A 20,524-nucleotide genomic window follows, 5' to 3' on the forward strand; every position below is an offset into this window, starting at 1 on the left:
TGTCATGACCTACGCCGATTCTGTCTACATCAACGGCCGTATCATCACGATGGACGCCGCTTTCGGTATTGCGTCGTTCGTCGCAGTCACCGGTGATGTCATCACCGCTGTCGGCATCGACGACGTTGCGGCGCACATCGGGCCCGACACCGTGGTGATCGATCTCGCGGGCAACACCGTCCTACCGGGGATCAACGACTCTCACCTACACGGGATTGCCTTCGGCTTGGATACTCCGCCGTTGTCCCTGGACGTGACGTACCCGACGGTGCAGTCGATCGCGGATGTCGTCGCAGCTGTGAAGGCAGCCGTCGACGCCGCGCCCGAAGGTGAATGGATCATCGGAACCGGCTGGGACGAAGGATATCTCGATGAGTGCCGCGGAGAGGCAGGGCGCTCGCCGACCCGTTGGGATCTCGATGCGGTGTCTGCGCACAACCCGGTGTTCCTACAGGACTTCTCTCGGCACACGTCCTGGGTCAACTCGGCTGCGCTACGGCTCGTGGGCGTCGACGAGAACACCGTTGTTCCCGAGGGCGGCCGCGCGGTGAGAAACGCCGAGGGAGAGCTCACCGGAATATTCATGGAGGGGGCGCAGTCTCTGGTGCAGGCAGGCCTCCCACTTCTCGACGACGCACGACGCGAGAAAGCCGCACGATCGGCAATCGCCTCACTGCAGCGCGAGGGCATCACGAGTTTCACCGATCCGGCCCTGGGGCCCGGCGGAGAATCGCTCGCGGGAGGTGCGATGGGCAGTGGGGGCCTTGCCACGTACGCGAAGCTGGCGGCCGCCGACGAACTCGGAATTCGCGTATCTGTACTGCTGCTGCCGTGCGGAATGAGTGGTACGGCAGAGGAATTCGCAGAAAATCTGGCTGGTATCGAACCGCCGGCCGGCCCGGACTCGCGTATGTTCCGGGTGCTCGGCGTCAAGGTGTTCGCCGATGGGGTACCGCTGAGCAAGACGTCGTGGATGCACGAGGAGTATGTGGGTGGCGGCTGCGGATCGCTCTGTGTCGGTGGTGAAACCGACGAACGCCGCGTCGAAGAAGTGACCGAGATGATTCGACGAGGCCATATCGAGGGCTACCAGGTAGGCGTGCACGTCACCGGTGACCGAGCGATCGACACGGTGGCGGCCGCACTGATCGCAGCACAGCGTGATCACCCGCGACCCGATCCGAGGCACTACTTGATTCACGGCGACTTCATTTCTCGAGAAACGCTGGACAGGTTGGCCGAGGCAGGAATCGGCGTCAACATGAATCCGACGATCAAATGGACCATCGCTGATCTCGAGCCGGAGTTCGTCGGAACCGAGAGGGCAGCATACGAATTCCCCTATCGAAGTGCCGTGGACTCCGGGGTTCGACTGATGAGTAGTTCGGATGCCCCTGTCACGATGCCCAGTTGGCGACAGGGGCTGTCGACGATGATTCTTCGCGAGAGCAAAGCCTCTCGGGCCGTCAGCGGCCCGGACCAGACGATCTCGTTGGAGCAGGCGCTCCGCACCTACACGATCGACGCGGCGTGGCAGGACTTCGCCGAGGACTGGAAGGGATCGATCGAGGTGGGCAAGGTTGCCGACCTGACCGTCATCGAGGGTGATCTCCTCACCGTCGACCCTCATGACATACCCGCAATGGCAGTGCTGCGCACCGTAGTCGGCGGTACCGCTGTGTACGAGCGGGCGCAGCAGTAGCGCGTGCCGGGCATGGTGCGGACCTCGCGCGGAAGCGGGTGATACCGACTGGCCTCCCCCCGCCGACATTGCGGGGGGAGTGGGCCGTTCAGCTGCGATCAATACAGCTCGATGACCAACTTGCTCGATTTCGCACGCGAGACGCAGAGCGCGATCTGGTTGCCCGCGGCCTTGTCTGCAGCCGACAGGCAGTTGTCTCGGTGCTCGGGTTCGCCCTCGAGGAGGCCGGACACACACGAGCCGCAAATACCTTCCTCGCACGACTTGAACACCTCGATGCCGTTCTCCTCCAGCACGGAGAGAATCGATCGGTCGGCAGGTATCTCGAAGGACTCACCGGTATCCATTTCGACGGTGAACCCGGTGTCACCAGAGGTGTCGATGTCGGAGGCGACGAAGTGTTCGATATGAACGTTGTTCGGCCCCACCGTCGGTGTGAAGATCGAGACCACAGTCTCCATGAAACCTTCCGGACCGCAGGTGTAGACGGCCGAGGAAGCGCTCACGGAGCCGGCCAACCCGTCGAGAACAGCCTTTTGCTGTGTGCGGGAGAGACCGATGTGGAGATGGACACTGTCACGGAATTCGGCCCGATCCTCCAGCAACTCGAGAAACGCGGTGTGCTCCCGACTGTGCGAGAAGTAGTGGAGCTGAAAATCGGAACTGCTGTGGTGCAGTTGATACGCCATGCTCAGCAGGGGAGTGACCCCGATACCGGCCGCGATCAGCACATGGGCGTCGGCGTTCGGTGCCACCCCGAGGATGTTGCGCGGTTCGCTGATCTCGAGGACGTCGCCTTCCCGAATCCGGTGCAACGCTTCGGATCCGCCGCGGGACTCCAGCTCGCGTTTGACCGCGATGAGCAACGAATCGGGTTCGGCAGGGGGACCGCACAGGGAGTACTGCCGCAGTACGCCCGTCGGACCTGTCACGTCGATGTGGGCACCGGCCTGATAGGGGCCGAGTGCGCCCCCTCCGTCGCGCACGAGACGAAGGGAACGAATGTTCGGCGTTTCGTCGACGATCTGCGCTACGACAACTTTGACACTGGACACGGCGTCTTCCTAACGCATGTAGAGTCCGCCGTTGGCATCCCAACAAGCACCCGTGACCGACGCTGCGGTCGGCGATGCGAGCAGAGACACCATTTCGGCGATGAATGCCGGGTCGCCGAGACGACCGACGGGGATGGTCTGTGCGTAGGACTCGATATTGGCCTCGCCGACGATCTTCCGCACGATGGGGGAATCCTGGGGCCCGGGTGAGACCGCGTTGACGGTCACTCCGGAGGGTGCCAACTCTCGGGCGAAGACTTTCGTCAAAGACATCACCGCGCCCTTGGCCGACGCATAATGCCCACCGGTTGCCGTTCCACCGTTCTGTCCCGCCAAAGATGCCATGTTCACGATGCGGCCGTACCGGTTGCCGGCCATGTAAGCACCGAATATCTGGCAGGCCGTGAAGGTGCCTTTGAACCCGACGGACATGACCGAGTCCAGCTCTTCGGCCGTGATGTCCATCAGCGGACGTGCCTGTGTCTTGGCGGCGTTGTTGACCAATACCTCGACCGATCCGAAGTCGATGATCACTGCGGACAGAAGACGCTCGATCGCAGACCTGTCACCGACATCCACCTGGTAGCTGCGGACCGAGTCGGCAGAGCCGAGTTCGGCTGCCAACGAATTCGCGGACTCCAGGTCGATGTCTGCGACAGCGACTCGGTGACCGGTGGAGTGAAGTTTGCGCACAATGAGCTCGCCGAGCCCGCTCGCGCCGCCGGTGACGACAGCAACAGGCGCGTTCACAGCAGGAATCCGGCTGCGGGAACGGCGTCCTCGCTGTCGACGAGCCGAATCACCTTGAGAGCGATCCGGTCCGCTGCGCCGTCGACTCCCAGTCGGATGCGGTATTCCACGTCGCCGGCCCACAGATCGTGCTTCCCACGTTTGAACGCGACGACGATCTGTGCGGCCCTGAGGTGAACAGTGTCGTCCGCACAGGATTCGACGACGAAACGGGAGACGGTTCGGGTGGTGATCGCAGCGTCGACGGCGGCGATCGCGTACCCCTCGGTCATCCGCACCACCCGCATGTCACGCATCCGAGCGTCGTCGTAGATCATGTTGAGACGATTGTCGAAGTCGTCTCCGGTCGAGTCGATCGGGACGACGTACAGGCCGTCCTCGGAATACAGGCCCTTCCACGTCTCGTATTGCTTGCGATCGAGCAGATCGGCCTCGCGCCAGATCAATTCGATGGCTCGTACCACACGGGTGTCTGCGATCGACAGCGTTTCCACGGCGGTATCAGTCATGGCTCATCATCTCTTTCCACTGTGCGTAGGCGGCGCGCATACCGGTTTCGTCGGTCACGTGCGAGGTGGGCCATCCTTCAGGGCTCGGCTTCTCCCGAGCAGCACCACGATTGACGAGAATGGGCATGTCGGGAGCGCCCTGAGCGCCGCGTTGCACCCGATCCCATCCTTCTGCGTCGTCGGGTGTACCGAAACCGAACGGACCCTGGAAGTGTTCGTGCACTCGTAACCGCGCCCTGTTGACCGGATTCACCACCTCGGCCGGCCCGTCGGGACCGATTGCCAGATGCTCGATGGTCGTCGCGTCGACTGCGGTCGGCTCGAGAACACGGAAGAAGGCAGCCGACATCGACACGTTCGGGAAGAGATTGAGGTTGAAGCCGGTGCCGTGCATGGCGCGAACGATTTTACGGATTGCCGGCTCGTCGAGACCCGCAGCGGACAGCTCGGCCACGAGATCGTCGAAACGCGCCTGCAGCGGCTCGGATCCATCGTCGGCATCGAGATCGGAGTGCTCGGGCACCATCTGCATGACGCTGTGACCGTTGCCGAGATCGTGGGTGACGGCTTCCGGGTTGGTCATGAACGACATCATGTCTGCCGTCTCGGCGTCGACCGATGCCATCCAGGATCGATGAACGATGGGGAAATGATAACCGTCCGTGGTGTTCTCGAGCTGGATCTTCCAGTTGCCGTTGAACCGGAATCGGTGCGTACCCAGCACCTTGATGGGGTAGCCACCGCCCTGTTTCATGAATCGATCGATCCACAGCTTGGCGTCGCCGAGAAAGTCTTCGAGGGATTCGATGTCCTGGGCGAACGTGGCGAACACCATTCCGCCGTAGGACTCCGTGCGCAGTTTCCTGAGCGAGAGTTCGCCCTTCTCGATGACGCCCTCGTACCCCTCGGGGTACGGAATGCCGCGCAGCTGCCCGTCGAGGCTGTACGACCAGGCGTGGTACGGACACGTGAAACCGTTTGCGACGCCGGTCTTCTGCTCACAGATGCTGGCACCACGATGCCGACAGCGGTTGAGCAGTGTGTTGATCTGTCCCTTGCGGTTCTTGGTCACGATGACCGGCTGCAGGCCGACGTGAGTGGACTTGAAGCTGCCCGGCTTCGGGAGCTCCGATTCGTGAGCGACCCAGATCCAGGTGCTCTCGAAGATCTTGGTGATCTCCTCGTCGAACACGTCCGGGTCGGTGTAGATCCGACCCGCGACACGATCGCCCATCACCAGATCGGACGCCGGGGACTTCGGTGTTGTCTCTACGGTGTCGTGCACGGTCATCGATATCTCCAAAGCTCTCACGTTGTCGAGGTTGTCAGTGGTGGCCACCGAACGACGCAGCTGTGCAGCGTCGTTCGGCGGAGCATGAGTACGCGGTGGTTCAGTACGTGCGGGGCGTGAGTGCGCGGCCGATGCGGGCCTCGATCTTCACGTACTTCCACAGCTTCCAGTCGCTGGATCCGACTTCGATCGTCCGCAAGAAGTTGCACGCCTGCTTGACGGTGTCGTGGGAGTCGACATCGGCGAGCAAGTAGCACGTCCACGGCCAGGAATCCGAGGGGCCGACCATCGTGGCGTCGTCGTCGATATCGCCGATGAAGTCGACACCCTCGAGACCCTTGATGCCGTCGGACAGGGCGACGAACGCAGTCCAGACGTCTCCGGCTGTCACTCCGGACTCGGGGAGATCGAAGAAGTTCTGGTTGATGCCGATACAGAACAGAACGCGAAGCGGAGTAGTGGTCATGTGTTGTCCTTCGAGGGTCATTTGAAGCCGGGGACGGTGGGCGGTTGGCCCATCAGTACTGCGCCTGCGGCGTCGAGAACGGCCGGGCCCAGGAATGCGTGCTGCTGAGGAACGAGTGCGTCACCGGTCCACTGCTGAAGTGGATGCGATGCGTAAATGGCTCCGGTGCCCGAGATTTCGACGACTTTCGCTGCAGTCGCCGCCGAAATCTTGGCGAGGTGGGTCGATGCCAGACGGAGGTGAGCATTCTGAGCGTCCGTGGGTTCGAGCCCGTTCAGCACCGCGCTCCACACCTCGTCGGTGACCTCGTAGAAGTACGCTCGCGCAGATCGCAAGGCGGCTTCCGCCTCGGCGACGGCAATGCGGTAGTAGGGCCGGTCTGCGAGCTTGGGGGCTCCGGTGATGCCGGACTTGCCGGCACCGACCTGCACTGCGTAGTCGAGCGCGCTTCTGGCGACGCCTGCACCGACCACTGCGAGAACCTGCGCGGCGTAGGCGATCGTCGGGTAGCGATAGAGAGGCTCGTCGATGGTCGCCGCGCCGCCGCGAATGAAGGTCCACTCCCGCGCTACTTCGACCTTGTTCACCACGAGGTCGAACGACCCGGTGCCGCGCATACCCACGACATCCCATTCCTGGACGATCTCCACGTCCTTCGGGCGCAGCAACGCCGTTCGGGGTTTTCCGCCGGTCGAGTCGTCACCGGGAATTCCGACGCCCAGAATGTCGGCACCCATCGAACCACTTGCGAATTTCCAACGCCCGTCGACCAGGAATCCCCGGTCGGTCGTCGCCGCCGGCTGTACCGGAAACAGGCCCCCTGCGAACACGACATCCGGTCCCTCGGCGTACAGCTCGGCCTGAGTGTCCACCGGTAACGCGGCGAGGTAGATCAAGGCAGAGCCGAAGCTCGCCACCCACCCGGTCGAACCGTCGACAACGGAGATCTTCTCGATGGTCCGCAGAAAGTCCGCCGGGGCCTGCGGATCGCCACCGAAGCATCTCGGGGTGGCGGCCCGATAGATGCCGATTTCCTTGAGGCGTGCCACGAAGTCGGGGGAGACGAAACGCTGATTGCGAAACTCCGTCCGCCGCTGAGCCAGTTCGACCAACACGTCGTCGAGAGTGGCCGTGCTTCCGGCGTCGGGTGGAGCGTCCTGAGTGACGGTCATGATCGGTCTCCTTGTGCAAGGCCTCGTGCCTCGTGCCTCGTGGCCTGTTCGTTGGTTCGACCGTAATGCGAGTCACGTGCGGCCAATATCGGTAAAGAGTGCGGTCGGCAGGGGGTGCGTCCATCAGTCGTATAGGTAATTTCTTCAGTCCAGGTGTGAGATTCGAACCTTCCGCACATCGTTCGGTTCACCGCGCATACGCTCGTGAAGATGTCCATGGACTCACGTGTTCCGGAATTGGTGCCGGCCGATTTCGTCGAGATGATGAATGCCGCGCAGGTATGTGTGCTCGTGCACGACGGGGCGACCAAAAGCATCCTGTGGGCCAATCCCGCCGCCTGCGCGATGCTGGAATTCGATCTCGACGAAATGCGTCCTCTCAAGGCGAACGACATGAGTAGTTCTGCGCAGCAGTACGACCGAGTGGTCGGACGAGCGTGGTTGCACGAGGCCGTCGAGTGCGGCAGCAGTCGTATCGAGTGGCACTATCGGTCGAAATCCGGCCGTATCATCCCGACCGACGCCATTGCGACCAGGATCGAATTGCGCCAGGGCCCCGCAGTGATGGTGCAGTTCCGGGACATCGAGAACGAGCAGCGCACCGAACGTGCGTTGAGGTTGACCACCACGTACGTCGACGCACTGTCGAGGAATACGTCCACGATCGCGTTCGTGCTCGACGAGACCGGCGCGATCGGATTCGCGACCGACACCGCGATGGAACACCTGGGTATCGATCCCAGTGTCGAACCCCCGGCAGGCAGGTCCCTCGCCTCGTACGCGTCGTTCCATGTAGCCGGTCGCCGATCCACCTGGAGCGACCTGGCACGGGACGCGAGTCCGGTGGCCTCGGTCCGTCTGGAAGTGCTTGCCGCAGAGGGCAGAACACGGTGGCTGGACGGCAGTGTCGAGCGACTGCAGGAGGACGAGGTCAGCGCCTATCTGATGTTGCTGCACGATGTGTCCGATCGCGTGCGCACCGAGGAGATGCGCGGGCTGGAACTTCAGCGCGAGAACTATCTGGCTCGGTACAACGCCATGGGCGATATGGCCATGGCAATCGCACACGAGTTGGGGCAGCCGCTCGCGGCGGCGGGCAACTTTCTGGCGGGGGTCGAGACCATCCTGACCGGCGACGGTCATCTCGCGTCGCGCGTGGAGTACGGTCTCACATCGGCTCATCGGCAAATCGAAAGGGCAGCAACGATCGTCTCCACACTGAGGACGTTCGTCGGACACCTCGAACAGATCGATCAGACGGTAGATCTCAATACCGTCGTCACCGAATGTCTCTACTTCATTCGCCTCCGCGCGGAACAGAATTCCGTCCGAATCGACTTCGAGCTCGCCGACGATCCGGTGCGGGTGCGCTGCGAACGCGTACTCACCGGCCAGGTCATCATCAATCTGTGCTTCAACGCGATCGACGAAATGGCCCAGTGCGCGCTCCCGGACCGCACGATCACCCTGTCCACCGGGAACCGCGAGGACGGTGGTGCCTTCACCGTGACAGATCGAGGAAGAGGGCTGCAGCGCAACCCTTTCGAGGAGTCGTTCACCACCAAGCAGTCGGGCAGCGGGATCGGTCTCGCACTCAGTTATCGGATCATCACCAGGCAGCACGGCTCCATCTGGTACACCCCCGGCGCGGAGGGCGGTTCGGTGTTCGGGTTCGTACTCCCGACGGTCGATCGGGACTCGGCTGTTGCGGGCGAGCAGGGCCCGCCGGCGTAGGGAAAATCTTCAGGGTCGGCAAGGAACTCTTCATTCCGGTTCGACCGCCCAACTCGTAGCGTCGACCCAAGATCTTCGGTTGCTGAGCAGTGCGCAGCCGGACCTATCCGGGAGAGCGACGTATGGACGACACACGCGAACGCATGACACTGATGTGCTACAACGACACTCACGGGTACGGATGGCGACACGTGGACCTGTTCATGCACGACCATGAGGGCAACGAGCTGAACTGGGTGCATTGGCAGGTCCGAGCCGATGGCCCGGATGCGGCAGATCGGGCGACCGAGCGCGCCGAGCCATCACTGCGGCGCGTCTCGGAGTGGCGACATTTCGTCAGTGCCGGTGGAATGGACTATTGGACAGCCGACGCAGTGTGGGGCGACCGATGAGCATCGGCTCTCCCCTGTACGAGCCGTGGTCGCTGGCCGATCTCGTGGCCGACCTACGGGCCGGACGCAGCACCGTAGAGGATGCATGGCGGCGGTCCCAGCGCCGCATCGACGACACAGAAGATGATCTTGCGGCATGGGTAGTGCACGCGCCTCCGGTCGAGCTCGAGGATCCGCCCGGCCTGCTGGGCGGAATTCCGTTGGGAGTCAAAGACATCGTCGACGTCGCGGGACTCCCGACGAGATGCGGAACGGATCTCTATGCCGCGCGGGGGCCGGCCGAGGCCGATGCCGCCGTAGTGCAGGCGTGGCGCACTGCAGGTGCCGTGCCCGCGGGCAAGACCGTCTCGACCGAGTTCGCATTCTTCGCCCCCGGACCGACTCGCAATCCTGCCGATCCGTCGCGCACCCCGGGGGGATCGTCGAGTGGTTCGGCAGCCGCGGTGGCGTCGGGGCAGGTGCCCTTGGCTCTCGGTTCTCAGACCGCCGGATCGGTGACTCGACCCGCCTCGTACTGCGGCGTCGCGTCGATGGTCATGACTCGGGGGCGGCATTCGACCGAGGGCGTGACCGGCTTGGCGGCCAGTCTCGACAGTCACGGATTCTATGCCGCCCAGGTACGCGACCTTGCATGCGCGTGGTCCGCATTCGTCGGGCAGGAGGTCGTTCTGGGTTGTATGTCTGCGCCGCCACGGGTACTGCTCTGGGACGCAGGCGAACTCGGCGTCGTCGAGCCCGACATGGCAGATGCTCTCACCCGTCTCGGTCGTGGGATTCGAGCGGATGGAGCCGGACAGTCGGCATTCCCCGCGGGTGATGCCGTTTCGCTCGCCACCGCTGCCCATGCGGTGGTCATGTCCTACGAGGCAGCACGCGAACGGAGCGCACTCTTCGCTGATGTCGACCGACTCAGCGCTCCGCTGACGGCACTGTTGCAACGCGGAGCAGCAACCGCCACCGCGGACTACCACGCTGCGTGCATCACCGTCGCCGAGACGCGGGAGCACATCCTGCGTCTCTTCGACAGCGTCGACGTCATCGTGGGGCCCGCGGCCCCGGGCGCTGCCCCCGAAGGTCTCACCGCGACAGGGGATCCGGCACTGAGCCGGGCGTGGCAAGCCTGGGGACTGCCTGTTGTCAGCGTTCCCGGCCTGACCGATGGCAGGGGCCTGCCGCTCGGAATTCAGGTCATCGGACCGCCGAACTCGGAAGCAGAACTTCTTGCCGGCGCGTCGTGGATCTCCGCGGTGATCGCCTCGCAGCCCGCGGCGTGATCGCCGGCATCACCGATGCCGGTTTCGGCATCGATTTCCTTTCGTCATCGAGCACCATTCACTTCGACCAGCACAGGAGGCGGCCATGACCGCAGTATCGAATTTCACCACCGATCTTTTCATCGACGGGGGCTGGAGCAGCGGCGGCGCCGGTACATTCGAGACTTTCGATCCTGCGACCGGTGAGAAGCTCGCCGACATCGCCTCGGCGGACGCCGCAGACGTCGATCGTGCAGTCCGCGCAGCGCAGTCCGCGTCGACCGGAAGCTGGGCCGCGGTGCCGCCATCGCACAAAGGGCAGCTGTTGAACAAGCTGGCCGACTTGGTCGAACGTGACGCCGAGCTACTGGCCCGCCTCGAGTCGCTCGACATGGGTGGACTGTTCTTCCTCGGCAAGATGATGTTCATCCCCAATCTTGTTGCTTCGCTTCGCTACTACGCGGGATGGGCAGACAAGATCAACGGCGAGACCCTGCCGAACGACGGCTACATGGGCCGTCCCACGTTTGCCTACACCCGCCGCGAACCAGTCGGGGTCATCGCCACGATCATTCCGTGGAACGCCCCACTGATGATCCTCGGATGGAAATTGGCACCGGCGCTGGCCACGGGTAACACGGTGATCGTCAAGCCGGCCGAGGACGCGTCGTTGTCGATCCTGCATCTCGCGCGGTTGATCGAGGAGGCCGGATTCCCAGCAGGCGTCGTGCAAGTTCTTCCGGGTATCGGTTCGATTACCGGCGAGGCGCTCACGACACACCCCGGGGTAGCCAAGGTGTCGTTCACCGGATCCACCGCCGTCGGCCGTCGAATACTCGTGAACTCCGCTGCGGACTTCAAGCGCACCACGCTGGAGCTGGGAGGCAAATCGCCGCAGATCATCTTCGGCGACGCCGATCTCGAATCGGCAGTGGGCGGTGCCGCAATGGGACTGTTCACCAACTCGGGCGAGGTGTGTGCCGCGGGAACGCGTATCTTCGCGCACCGCTCCGTGTACGACGCCGTGGTCGAGGGTCTCGGTGCGGCCGCCGGAGCGCAGGTGCTCGGCAATCCCTTCGACGCCTCGACGACAATGGGCCCGTTGATCAACGCGAAGCAGAAGGACCGCGTGCTCGGCTATATCGAGAAGGGCAAGTCCGAGGGCGCCCGCCTGGTAGCGGGTGGTACCGACGGCGACGCAGACGGAAACGACCGCGGCCACTTCGTACGTCCGACGGTGTTCGCCGGCACCAACGACCTGACCATCGCCCGCGAAGAGATCTTCGGGCCTGTGGGCATCGTCGTTCCCTTCGACGACGACACCGACGCAATCGCTTTGGCCAACGACAATCAGTACGGCCTGGCGGCCACGCTCTGGACGACCGATCTGGGGCGGGCCCACACCGTGTCGGCGGCATTGCAGGCGGGAGCCGTCGCGGTCAACGGATGGTCCCCACTTGCTCCCCAATTGCCCTGGGGCGGAGTCAAAGCCAGTGGTCTCGGCCGTGAGCTCGGATACGAAGGAATCTTGGCCAACACCGAGGCGAAAACCGTCACGATCGTTCTGTGACCGACCACGTCGACTCCGTCGGCCGATCGGTGGGCGGCTTCCGCTGTGCCGAGGCCCGTCCACAGCTAGGCTCGGAACTCATGGAAACCGTGAAGCCCACCGTCGTTCACGTGGTGGACGACGACGAAGATCTCAGGCAATCACTGGCGTTTCTTCTGCAGAGTGTCGGAATAGAGGCGCTCACCTATCCGACCGCTACCGCATTTCTCGAGGAAATGGATGCGGCCGAGCCCGGAGTGGTCATCGTCGACGTCAGAATGCCGGGCATGAGCGGATTCGAGCTACAGGACGAATTGATCCGACGCGATTATCCGGCTCCGATCATTTTCTGTTCGGCGCACGGGGACATTCCGATGTCGGTACGTGCGCTGCGTGCGGGAGCCGTCGATTTTCTCGAGAAACCGTACGAGCCGCAGCGCATGCTCGAGGTCGTTCAAGAGCAACTTCGGCTGGCGTCCGGTGTGTTCTCCGAGCGTGCGGAGCGCGACCGGGTACACCGGCGCCTCGATGCTCTGACGCCGCGCGAGCGAGAGGTGTTGCGGCTGGTGGTCGAGGGTATGGCCAGTCAACAGATCGCACGCCGCTTGGGTACCAGCGTCAAGACCGTCGATGTGCATCGAGCGCGCATCAAGGCCAAGACGGAGGCCGAAAGTCTCGGCACACTGGTCCGTGACGTCCTGGCATGGCGAGTAACGGTCTGAGGGCTGTGCACGTCCTTTTCCGACGGTGTGGCTAAAGGTTTCCCGCCTACCAGTAAGAACAGGTGGGAAATTAATTTGGGTGCAATACCGAATCGGTCCACCGTCGACAATGCTCAGGAGATCGGCATGCCTCACACAGTAACCACGGAGGAAACGCAGAGAACGTTTCGAGAAGTCACGGGACACTATCCCACGGGCGTCGCGGTGGTAACCGGCACGGATCCGACAGGGGAGCTGCTGGCGTTGGTCGTCGGCACCTTCAGTTCGGTCTCGCTCGACCCCCCACTCGTCTCGTTCATGCCGATGAAGACGTCGCGTACTTTTGCGCGAATGCAGGATTGTTCATCCTTGTGCATCAACATCGTCGGCGGCGATCAGGAACGTGAGGTGATGTCCATTGCGCAGCGCTGGGAGAACAAATTCGCCGGAATCGATTGGTACGCATCACCGAACGGAAGTCCGGTGCTCACCGACGCGATCGGTTGGATGGACACGACGATCTGGAAGACCGTGGACGCGGGCGATCACTGGATCGTGCTGTGCGAGGTTCAGGACATGGCCATCACGAACCCGGTGTCGCCGCTGATCTTTTTCCAGGGTGGCTACGGCAGTTTCGTGTGCACGTCTCTGCTCGCTCGAATGGACCACGAAATTCTTCCGGCCATACACGCTGCCCATGCTGCGCGCGCCGAGGTCGACGCTCTCGCCGCCGAGATCGGCTGCGAAGTGTCGGTCCTGACGGCCGTCAGTGCCGACGAAATGGCGACGGTGCTGTCCGCAACGGCACCCGGCGTCGACCGCGATGCTGCTCTGGCTCAACGTATACCGATCGTGCCACCGATCGGTGACTCCTACGTCTTCGCGTTGCCCGAGGCCGATCAGAACCGCTGGATCGACAAGCTGAAGGGTGCGGACAAGGGGACCCAGGTACATCGTGACCGGCTCGATTTCATTCGTGAACACGGTTACGGGATCTCGTTTCTTCCTGCGGCGGGATCGGACGCGTACACCGAAATGCGGCAGGCCACCAAGCAATACGAGTCCGGCCGCCTGACTCCGCGGCAGGAACGCGAGATCAGAGCGCAGATCGGCCGCACCTCGGTCGACTACCGGCCGCAGGTGCTCGACGACACCGGCACGTACAACGTGGGATCGGTCGTGCTGCCGGTCCGCGATCCGTCCGGTCGACACACACTGACACTTCGGCTCGCGCAGGTTCCGCAGAACGTGCCCGGACGTCTGGTCTCGGACTGGATCCGACGCGCCAGAGCCGTGGTGGCGGTACTCGAATCGGCTCGGGGCTCGAGTACTGCAGGGTAGCGACGATCGATGGCGTCAGGTAGGGGTCTTCCTTGTAGGCGACCACGGTTGCATCGGAATCGAGCGCCCTCGGTGCCCGTACCTCTAGGCTGGTCCGATGTTTCTCCTCTTCGGCTTCGGCAGCAAGCGCAAACACGTCGGCCCTGGCGCAACGCGAAACTGCCCGCGGTGCCACAACACGACCCAGTGGGCGAGAATGAAGCATTACCAGCAATTCACGCTGTTCTTCGTCCCGGTTGCACGGTGGAAACGCGTCGAATTCGAGGAATGCGGAATCTGCGGGGCCGGGGTGTCGATCTGAACGGGCTCGCGCGCCCGCGACGGTGCGGGCGCGCGAACCATCCGGCAGACCGTCGCTCACGCAGGAGCCAGCACCACCACCGAATTGTGTCCTCCCATTCCCAGCGAGGATTTCATCGTCAGACCTGGCTCGGCTGCGGTGAATCCGTCGAGCAACTGCGGGTGTCCGTCGGAGACCTGTGGGGCCGCAGGAACCAGTCCGCGATCGAATCCCATGACGGCAGAGATGGTTTCGACGGCCGACGCCGCGCCTTGGCAATGCCCGGTGAGCGGCTTCACCGAATACACCTGCGCGTGTGAGCCGAGCACCGTCTCCAGCATCTCCGCCTCCGCGGCATCGCACTGAGCGGTGCCTGGCCCGTGCGCATTGAGGTAGCGCACCTGGCGCGCCGTGGCACCGGCGTCCGTCAAGGCGGCTTCGAAGCAGTCTCGTACCTGCGTCAGGGCCGGGTCGATGGACGTCGCGTGGAACGCGTCGTGAGTCATCGAACCGCCCAGTACCCGCGCGTACGCAGCATCGCTACGGTTGGTGAGCACGAAAGCTGTTGCTGCTTCGCCCATTCCGAACCCACGACTACCTTCCTGGAACGGTCGGCAGCCCTCCTGAGGTTCCACGTCGACCACCCCGACGCCCAGCGCGACGAAATGGTCGATGTTCTCCGGCGTCAGAGACAGGTCGGTGGCGACGAAGACGACGTCGTCGACGAAGCCGGTATCGAGCCACATCTTGGCGGTGAGAAGGCCGGCGTTGCCCGACGCGCACATGGCCGAGACGTTCATCGCCGGGCCGTGAAAGCCGTGCTCCTGCATCAGCAGTGATACCGGGGTCGACGGCATCAGCGTCAGGTAGTCGCGCACCCGCCGCACACCGCCGTCCTCCAGATAGAAGTTGCGCCACTCGTCCACTTCACCCAGGACGACCGCATGCACCAGACCGACCCGCCGACCGGGCCGCCAGCCCCGAGCGAGTGCGTCGTCGATGGCCTCGCGTGCAGCGCCGCGCAGTGCGCGGCCGAAGCGGCTGGTGCCGTCGTCGGTCTGCCCGCCGTCGGGCACTTTCGCAAGCCACACCGGGTTGCGGCCCGGGTGCGACCGGTTGTGGTGCAAGGTGGCGGCAGCCTTACCGCTGGCCAGACCGGTCCACAACGCGGCCGTACCCCAGCCGTAGCCGGACACTGCGCCGATCCCACTGATGTCGATGCCGTGAGATGTCATGATCGATTCCCGTTCCTTCTCGAGTTGTACGAGCCGTTTTCGGCTGGTTCCTCGATTTAGCCCCGCAAACAAGCACTGGGTCCAGTCGGAAAACGGACATAAGCATCGAACCGCGCAGAAGATTCCGGCTCGGCCCACAGAAGTGGTTGAATCGAGTGTCGACAGACCGCCTACGAACGCGAGGACCGCAGATGGCCCCAGGGGAGCGCGACGTCGTCGGCGACCCCGAAGCCGATCCCGGGTCGCCCGGTCTCGCAGATCGCTATCGGGTTCTGATCGAACACTCGCCCGACGCGATCGTCGTCCACCGGCGAGGCAACCTTGTCTACGTCAACCCTGCGGGGCTCCGGTATCTGCGCGCCGACAGTCTCGGTGCGGTGGTGGGCCGTCCGATCACCGACTTCATCGCGGCCGCGTCGATCGGGCCGATGCTCGAGCGCATCGCCGCCCTGGACGTGCACGGAACCGCCAGTTCGGCCTCCGAGGCGGAGGTACTCGCCCTCGATGGATCGACTCTGACCATGGAGGCGGTCTCGGTCCGCACGGTGTGGAACGGAGAACCTGCATTTCAGGTCATCCTTCGCGACCTCACAGAACACAAGGCCGCACAGAAGGCGCTGCACTATCAAGCCGCGTTGGTCGAGCACGTCAGCGACGCCATCGTGGGGGTGTCCTCCGACGGGGTCGTGTCCAGTTGGAATCCTGCCGCGGAGTCGGTCTACGGACGACGCGCAGCAGATGTGCTCGGCCTCTCCGTATCGAATGCAGTGGGGGTGCCCTGCGACCCGGTGGCCATTCTCGCGGCCGGCGGCCGGCTGTGGGACTCGCATCTGCGCGCGGACGGGACTGCGTTGGCGATGGTGGTCTCCGCGGCCCAGATGCCCGACGGGTACGTGTTGGTCTGCGCCGACCAGAGTGCCGTCCGCCGGGCCGAGGAGCATTACACCGCCGTGGTCGAATCGCTGGAGGCAGGTGTCGTCGTACTCGACCACGCCGGTCGCATCACGTCGGCGAACCTCGCGGCGAAGACGATCCTCGACATCCAGGTGGGATCGGCGACGACGGGACAGTCCGCTGTGCTGCCGTTCCGGGTGTACGGCACCGATCAGCAACCCATTCGGCGACTCGAACACCCCGTGGCCGTCACCGGCCGGACCGGGAAGCCCAGCCAGTCGGTGATCGGAGTCGAACGTCGTCGGGACGGACGACATTTCTGGCTGTCTCTGACTGCGACCATGCTCAACTTCGGCGGCCCGTCACCCTCGATCGTGGCAACGTTCGTCGACGTCACCGATGCCTATCGGACGAGCATGAAGCTCGAACACGCGGCAACACACGACGACCTCACCGGGCTTCCCAACCGCCCGCTGATTCTGGCGCGGCTCGACCAGGAGCTGTCCCGATCGAGTCGGGAGGATGCCATGGCGGTGTTGTTCATCGACCTCGACAACTTCAAGACCATCAACGACCTACACGGACATACGGTCGGTGATGCCGTTCTCGGTGTCGTGGCCGCGCGCTTGACGCGGGCTCTGCCCGACGACGCATTCGTCGGACGCATCGGCGGTGACGAATTCGTGGCTGTGGTGCCGTGCAGTGTGGGGTCGGAGGCGGACGACGTCCGGGCGGAACTCGCAACCCCGATCACGACGGCAGATCGAGAACTGACGGTGACCGCCAGTATCGGCTGCGTGACCGTCGACAGTGGTGATCCTCGCACTGCCTTGGACATTCTCGACGATGCCGACCACGAGATGTATCAGGCCAAGCCGGTGTCTCAGTACTCGGCACAGTCGTAGCGTTCGGTAACGAACAGGCACGACTGTGCACTGTTGTTACTCGTGGGGCTCGTGCGTCGTACATACTTCAGCGGTGATCAGGCCCCTGCGCAAGCACACCCTCGCCATTCCTATGACGCTCGTCGCCGCCGTCGGGCTGTTGTTCGGTGCAGAGGGGTCGGGTAGCGCTGCGCCTGCGGTCACGTACACCATGGTGGCCTTCAGCAACGACAGCGATCGCAACATGGACGTGTACCAGTCCAGCAACGGAACGGACTTCACCACGGTCGAGACCGCCGCGTACACGCCGCCCTCCGGTGTGGTTCGTGACTCCAGCATCTTCCGAGCCGCCGACGGTATGTACTACGTGACATATACGACGGGCGGCGGCGCGGAGATCGGCTTTGCGCGCAGCGCGAATCGGGTGGACTGGGAATTCTTGCAGAACGTTCCGATCCCGTTCTGCTGCCTGCTTCTGCCCGGGACCGGGGCGGGTACCGGCTCGGCGGGGTCCTCGGAACTCCCGTCTCTGTCACCGTTCACCACCAAGGCGTGGGCACCGGAGTGGTTCGTCGAGGGCGACCGCGTCAGCATCATCGTGTCGTTGTCTGCCGGCGGAGGGTTCGTGCCATATGTCCTGACAGCGACCGATCCCGGCCTGACGACGTGGAGCTCGCCGGTTCCGTTGGTGGGAATCATCAACGACCACATCGACACCACGGTGGTGAAGGCCGGGTCGACATACCATGCATTCACCAAAGGTGAGAGCAACAAGGTCATCGAACACTGGATCGCGCCCGCTCTGGGTGGTCCCTACGTTCGGGACCTCACCTTCCGCGATTTCGGTCCGTTGAAGGAAGGGCCCGCCGTCGTCGAGTTGCCCGACGGCACCTGGCGGTTGTATTTCGACGACTACACGAACCAGAAGTACTTCTACTCCGACAGCGCCGACCTGAACGGCTGGTCCGCACCTCAGGAGCTTCCGGCGCTGTCCGGAATCGTTCGCCACATCGGCATCATGAGAGAAGCTGCCTAGCAACAGCTTCTGCGGTCAGCCCGCCGACAATGCTCGGAGGCCGGCCGCGATGAATTCTCCTGTTGCGTCGGCGGCGTTGCGTGCTCCGGCACCGGTATCGGAGCCCGACAGTGCCCGGTGGGTGATGCCCTCGCCGATCACACCGAGCTTGAAGTTGGCCAACGCCACGTAGAAGCCCCAGTTGTCCACCTCGCGGCCCGATCGAACGGCGTACTGCTGCACCAGATCCGCCGCCGATGGGTAGCGGTCGCTCGTCCAGGCTGCGTCGGCACCGAGAACGGCATCGAACACGGGTTGCCGGTACACGCACATCAGCGCGACATCGGTCAACGGATCGCCGAGTGTGGACATCTCCCAGTCCACCACGGCTGCAACAGAACTCACGTCCTCGGCATCGAGAATAGTGTTGTCGACTCGGAAATCGCCGTGCACGATGGACGCCGCCGATCCGGTGGGCACCGCAGCTTCGAGGGCCCGGTGAAGTCGGTCGACGTCGGGTAGCTCCCGTGTCTTCACCGTCTGCCACTGACGCGCCCACGTGGCGACCTGACGAGCAACGAAACCATCGGGGCGACCGAACTTTTCGAGACCCACGGCCGCAGGATCGACGGCATGCAGCTCGGCGAGCACCCGCACCAATTCGGCGGCGTTGTCGGCGACCTGCTCGTCGGTCAGATCGCGCAGATCCTCGCGTGTTCGCACGACGCGCCCGGGAACGAAACGGACCACCGTCATCGGAGCACCGAGTACGTCACCTTCTCGGTCGAAGGCCACGGTCTCGGCCACCGGCACCGCGGTGGACGCGAGCGCGTCGGTCACTGCCCACTCCCTGGCCATGTCGTGCGCCGACGGGGTCAGGCCACTGGTCGGGGGCCGACGAACCACCCAAGTCGAGGTGTCGTCGTACACCTTGTACGTCAGATTGGAGCGACCGCCGCTGATCATCTCGACCGTCAGCTCACCGTCGACATCGATGCCCTCGGCACGCAGGAATCGTTCCAGAGCAACGCGGTTCATGCCCGGTAGGTCGCTCATGACTGCTCCTGTGCGGCGCGCTTCGCTGCCCCGACCGCTCGTTTGGCGATGGCCCAGCGATGCACTTCCGACGGTCCGTCGTAGACCCGGAACGGACGTACTTCGCGCGAAAGCCGTGCCAGTGGCAGGTCGTCCGATACCCCGAGCCCGCCGCACATCTGGATGCTGCGATCCACGATGCGAAAGATGGCCTCGGCTGCGAACGTCTTGGCGATGGAGGTTTCGTTGCTCGCGTGGCCGCCGCGATCCAGCTCGAAGCAGGCCTTGATCAACAGGGCACGGGATGCGGCGATGTCGATCTCGTTGTCGGCGACCATCTTCTGGATCATGCCGAGATCGCCGAGCTTGCCGCCGAACCCTTCGCGCTGGGCCACCTGGGCGACGGCGATGTCGTGCGCCCGTCTCGAGGCTCCGAGCCACCGCATCACGTGGGTCATACGGGCGGGCCCCAATCGCACCTGGGCGTAGGCGAAGCCCTCGTCGACGGCCCCGAGAACGTTCTCGTCGGGCACGAAGACGTTCTCGAAGAACACCTCGCAGTGCCCGCCGATCATGGCTTTGTCCAGGGTGCCGATATGACGGCCGACCGTGATGCCCGGTGTGTCGGCCGGGGCGAGGAACATCGTGGCTCCGCCTCGGTCACCCGGCTTTCCGGATGTACGGGCCATGATGATGAAGAACCCTGCGCCGTCGGCTCCGGTGATGAACCACTTGTGTCCGTTGATCTTCCATCCGCCGTCGGTCCGTTCGGCCGCAGTGGTGAGGGCCGAGGGATCGGAGCCGGCACCCGGTGCCGGCTCGGTCATCGCGAATGCAGATCGTTGATCGCCGCGGGCGAGAGGGGCGAGGAATTGATCCTTCTGTGCCGGCGATGCGATGTGCGCCAGCATGTGGACGTTGCCCTCGTCGGGTGCACCGAGATTGAGTGCGATGGGGCCGAACAGGGAGTAGCCCGCTTCCTCGAACACCGGTGCGCGGTCGCTCATCGACAGACCGTGCCCGCCGTATTCGACGGGTGCGTGCGGTGCGAACACGCCCGCTTCCTTGGCTGCGGACTGCATCTCGACCCGGAGGCCGTCGCCGCCTGCGTCGGCGATATTGCCCAGAAACCGATCCTCGATCGGGAGCACGTATTCGCGAGTGAACGTACGTGTTCGGTCGATCAGCTTCTCGACGTCTGCGTCGAAGGTGAGGTCGATGGCCATTCTGCACTCCCTGGTCGATACCGACCGAACACTCGCTCGG

Annotated in this window: 19 protein-coding genes; 10 read left to right on the forward strand and 9 right to left on the reverse strand. The window is 63.8% G+C overall.

Features of this window, described 5'->3' with window-relative positions; genetic code table 11:
• Window positions 1–4: 4 nt before the first annotated feature.
• A complete protein-coding gene (locus CH281_RS05700) occupies window positions 5–1,702 on the forward strand; it encodes an amidohydrolase (RefSeq protein ID WP_094693351.1) in 1,698 nt (565 codons plus the stop codon).
• A 98-nt stretch (window positions 1,703–1,800) separates the two neighbouring features.
• On the opposite strand, the gene CH281_RS05705 is transcribed toward CH281_RS05700, so the two are convergent.
• The 6 genes from CH281_RS05705 to CH281_RS05730 form a co-directional block, all read right to left on the reverse strand.
• Window positions 1,801–2,757 (reverse strand): PDR/VanB family oxidoreductase, encoded by a 957-nt coding sequence (locus tag CH281_RS05705; protein ID WP_094693353.1) that lies wholly within the window; start codon window positions 2,755–2,757, stop codon window positions 1,801–1,803.
• 9 nt (window positions 2,758–2,766) lie between these two features.
• A complete protein-coding gene (locus tag CH281_RS05710) occupies window positions 2,767–3,507 on the reverse strand; it encodes an SDR family NAD(P)-dependent oxidoreductase (RefSeq protein WP_094693355.1) in 741 nt (246 codons plus the stop codon).
• Window positions 3,504–4,016, reverse strand: coding sequence for an aromatic-ring-hydroxylating dioxygenase subunit beta (locus CH281_RS05715; protein WP_032393265.1), 513 nt, complete (start codon window positions 4,014–4,016; stop codon window positions 3,504–3,506). Before CH281_RS05715 ends, CH281_RS05710 begins: the two co-directional genes overlap by 4 nt.
• Window positions 4,009–5,307 (reverse strand): aromatic ring-hydroxylating oxygenase subunit alpha, encoded by a 1,299-nt coding sequence (locus CH281_RS05720; protein ID WP_094693405.1) that lies wholly within the window; start codon window positions 5,305–5,307, stop codon window positions 4,009–4,011. Before CH281_RS05720 ends, CH281_RS05715 begins: the two co-directional genes overlap by 8 nt.
• 100 nt (window positions 5,308–5,407) lie before the next feature.
• On the reverse strand, window positions 5,408–5,773 hold the full coding sequence (locus CH281_RS05725) for a hypothetical protein (protein ID WP_032385555.1): 366 nt from the start codon (window positions 5,771–5,773) through the stop codon (window positions 5,408–5,410).
• A gap of 17 nt (window positions 5,774–5,790) precedes the next feature.
• Window positions 5,791–6,945, reverse strand: a complete 1,155-nt coding sequence (locus CH281_RS05730; RefSeq protein WP_094693357.1) for an acyl-CoA dehydrogenase — start codon at window positions 6,943–6,945, stop codon at window positions 5,791–5,793.
• A gap of 210 nt (window positions 6,946–7,155) precedes the next feature.
• Here CH281_RS05730 and CH281_RS05735 point away from each other — a divergent pair, with 210 nt between their 5' ends.
• The 7 genes from CH281_RS05735 to CH281_RS05765 all read left to right on the forward strand — a co-directional run bounded on the left by CH281_RS05735 (window position 7,156) and on the right by CH281_RS05765 (window position 14,216).
• Window positions 7,156–8,679, forward strand: a complete 1,524-nt coding sequence (locus CH281_RS05735) for a PAS domain-containing sensor histidine kinase (RefSeq protein ID WP_032385766.1) — start codon at window positions 7,156–7,158, stop codon at window positions 8,677–8,679.
• A 122-nt stretch (window positions 8,680–8,801) separates the two neighbouring features.
• On the forward strand, window positions 8,802–9,071 hold the full coding sequence (locus CH281_RS05740; RefSeq protein WP_057473889.1) for a hypothetical protein: 270 nt from the start codon (window positions 8,802–8,804) through the stop codon (window positions 9,069–9,071).
• A complete protein-coding gene (locus CH281_RS05745) occupies window positions 9,068–10,345 on the forward strand; it encodes an amidase (protein ID WP_094693359.1) in 1,278 nt (425 codons plus the stop codon). Before CH281_RS05740 ends, CH281_RS05745 begins: the two co-directional genes overlap by 4 nt.
• A gap of 85 nt (window positions 10,346–10,430) precedes the next feature.
• A complete protein-coding gene (locus CH281_RS05750) occupies window positions 10,431–11,894 on the forward strand; it encodes an aldehyde dehydrogenase family protein (RefSeq protein WP_057473891.1) in 1,464 nt (487 codons plus the stop codon).
• An 80-nt stretch (window positions 11,895–11,974) separates the two neighbouring features.
• The gene (locus CH281_RS05755) at window positions 11,975–12,595 is read left to right on the forward strand and encodes a response regulator transcription factor (RefSeq protein WP_032385764.1); all 621 of its coding nucleotides are present in this window, start codon (window positions 11,975–11,977) and stop codon (window positions 12,593–12,595) included.
• A 126-nt stretch (window positions 12,596–12,721) separates the two neighbouring features.
• Window positions 12,722–13,915, forward strand: coding sequence for a flavin reductase family protein (locus CH281_RS05760; RefSeq protein ID WP_032385552.1), 1,194 nt, complete (start codon window positions 12,722–12,724; stop codon window positions 13,913–13,915).
• A gap of 97 nt (window positions 13,916–14,012) precedes the next feature.
• A complete protein-coding gene (locus CH281_RS05765) occupies window positions 14,013–14,216 on the forward strand; it encodes a zinc-ribbon domain-containing protein (RefSeq protein ID WP_094693361.1) in 204 nt (67 codons plus the stop codon).
• 56 nt (window positions 14,217–14,272) lie between these two features.
• Here the strand turns inward: CH281_RS05765 and CH281_RS05770 are convergent, their stop codons facing one another.
• Window positions 14,273–15,430 carry a beta-ketoacyl synthase N-terminal-like domain-containing protein gene (locus tag CH281_RS05770; RefSeq protein ID WP_094693363.1) on the reverse strand — a complete coding sequence of 386 codons (1,158 nt, stop codon included), beginning with the start codon at window positions 15,428–15,430 and terminating at the stop codon, window positions 14,273–14,275.
• 191 nt (window positions 15,431–15,621) lie between these two features.
• Between CH281_RS05770 and CH281_RS05775 the strand changes: the two genes are divergently transcribed.
• Together CH281_RS05775 and CH281_RS05780 are read left to right on the forward strand one after the other, a co-directional pair.
• The gene (locus tag CH281_RS05775; RefSeq protein WP_094693365.1) at window positions 15,622–17,229 is read left to right on the forward strand and encodes a sensor domain-containing diguanylate cyclase; all 1,608 of its coding nucleotides are present in this window, start codon (window positions 15,622–15,624) and stop codon (window positions 17,227–17,229) included.
• A gap of 112 nt (window positions 17,230–17,341) precedes the next feature.
• Window positions 17,342–18,244 carry an arabinofuranosidase gene (locus CH281_RS05780; RefSeq protein WP_094693407.1) on the forward strand — a complete coding sequence of 301 codons (903 nt, stop codon included), beginning with the start codon at window positions 17,342–17,344 and terminating at the stop codon, window positions 18,242–18,244.
• 15 nt (window positions 18,245–18,259) lie between these two features.
• Here the strand turns inward: CH281_RS05780 and CH281_RS05785 are convergent, their stop codons facing one another.
• Window positions 18,260–19,279, reverse strand: a complete 1,020-nt coding sequence (locus CH281_RS05785; protein WP_094693367.1) for a phosphotransferase family protein — start codon at window positions 19,277–19,279, stop codon at window positions 18,260–18,262.
• On the reverse strand, window positions 19,276–20,484 hold the full coding sequence (locus CH281_RS05790) for an acyl-CoA dehydrogenase family protein (RefSeq protein WP_027496173.1): 1,209 nt from the start codon (window positions 20,482–20,484) through the stop codon (window positions 19,276–19,278). Before CH281_RS05790 ends, CH281_RS05785 begins: the two co-directional genes overlap by 4 nt.
• Between the last annotated feature and the right edge of the window lie 40 nt (window positions 20,485–20,524).

The organism is Rhodococcus sp. 06-221-2 (genome assembly GCF_002258365.1).
GTDB lineage: Bacteria > Actinomycetota > Actinomycetes > Mycobacteriales > Mycobacteriaceae > Rhodococcoides > Rhodococcoides fascians.